General features: G+C 40.8%; 2 protein-coding genes and 1 pseudogene. 1 reads left to right on the forward strand and 2 read right to left on the reverse strand.

Annotation, left to right across the window (positions count from 1 at the left end):
- On the forward strand, positions 1–499 hold a 499-nt coding region (locus tag ACLNCN_RS04905), incomplete at its 5' end, for a PhoU domain-containing protein (RefSeq protein WP_424844752.1).
- Between the two features lie 97 nt (positions 500–596).
- Here ACLNCN_RS04905 and ACLNCN_RS04910 read toward each other — a convergent pair.
- Together ACLNCN_RS04910 and ACLNCN_RS04915 are read right to left on the reverse strand one after the other, a co-directional pair.
- Positions 597–893, reverse strand: a complete 297-nt coding sequence (locus tag ACLNCN_RS04910; RefSeq protein ID WP_004255931.1) for a hypothetical protein — start codon at positions 891–893, stop codon at positions 597–599.
- A gap of 19 nt (positions 894–912) precedes the next feature.
- A pseudogene (locus ACLNCN_RS04915) lies at positions 913–1,071 on the reverse strand (glutamyl aminopeptidase); the annotation flags it as partial.

The following is a 1,071-nucleotide window of genomic DNA, read 5'->3' on the forward strand; positions in this document are numbered from 1 at the left end:
CAAGACAGAAGAAGCCATCAATACCATTGATGAAAAATTGACTCGTTACCTTATTACTCTTTCAAGTGAAGCTCTTAGCCAGAAAGAAAGTGAAGTGCTCACCAACATTCTTGATTCATCCCGCGATTTGGAACGAATTGGGGACCACGCAGAAGCGCTAATCAACCTGACTGACTACCTTCAACGTAAAAACGTTGAGTTCTCTGAAGCTGCTTTACAGGAATTAGCTGATATCTATCAAAAGACCACTGGCTTTATCAAAGATGCCCTTGACAGCGTGGAAAACAATGATATTGAAAAAGCTCAAAGTCTGATTGAACGCCATAAAGAAATCAACAATATGGAACGTGTTCTCAGAAAGACCCACATCAAACGCCTCAACAAGGGCGAGTGTTCAACACAAGCTGGGGTCAACTTTATCGACATCATTTCCCACTATACTCGTGTATCTGACCACGCTATGAATCTAGCTGAAAAGGTCATCGCTGAACAAATCTAAGAACCAAGAAGCTATCCTAAATAGGATGGCTTTTTTCTTTTCCTAATCTAGAATTGCTTTTCTAACATATAGAAAAATGCTTTGATTCACAATGGAATCAAAGCATTTTAAAGAGCTCCCCATACATAAGCGCAGAAGCTGCGGTTCCTCTGTACTTAGCTTCTTCTCTTTTAATAAAGCGAGCTAAGTTGAGCAACTCAGGTGCCGGATGTTTGGGATTTAGGAGCAATTCACGATTGACCAGGCCTGAGAGACGAACTGCCAGCAATTGCTCATTTGTAGTAGACAGTTTTTTAGCAGTCTCTAGGAGAGCAGCAACTAAATCTTCACTCAAATCATGTCGAGCATGATTGTAAAGATCTTTTACAAGGATTTCTAGGTTTGGTTCTACCATCCCTACCACCTCCTTAAGTTTAATAATTTTTAATCAAGTCAACTGTTGAACGATCCAATTTTTTCACCAAGGCTTGCAAGAAAGCTTGAGCTTCTAGGAAGTCATCCATTGCATAGAGGGTTTGGTGAGAGTGGATATAACGAGCGCAAACACCGATTGTTGTAGATGGGACACCACC

Source organism: Streptococcus sp. CL8.13 (assembly GCF_049737895.1).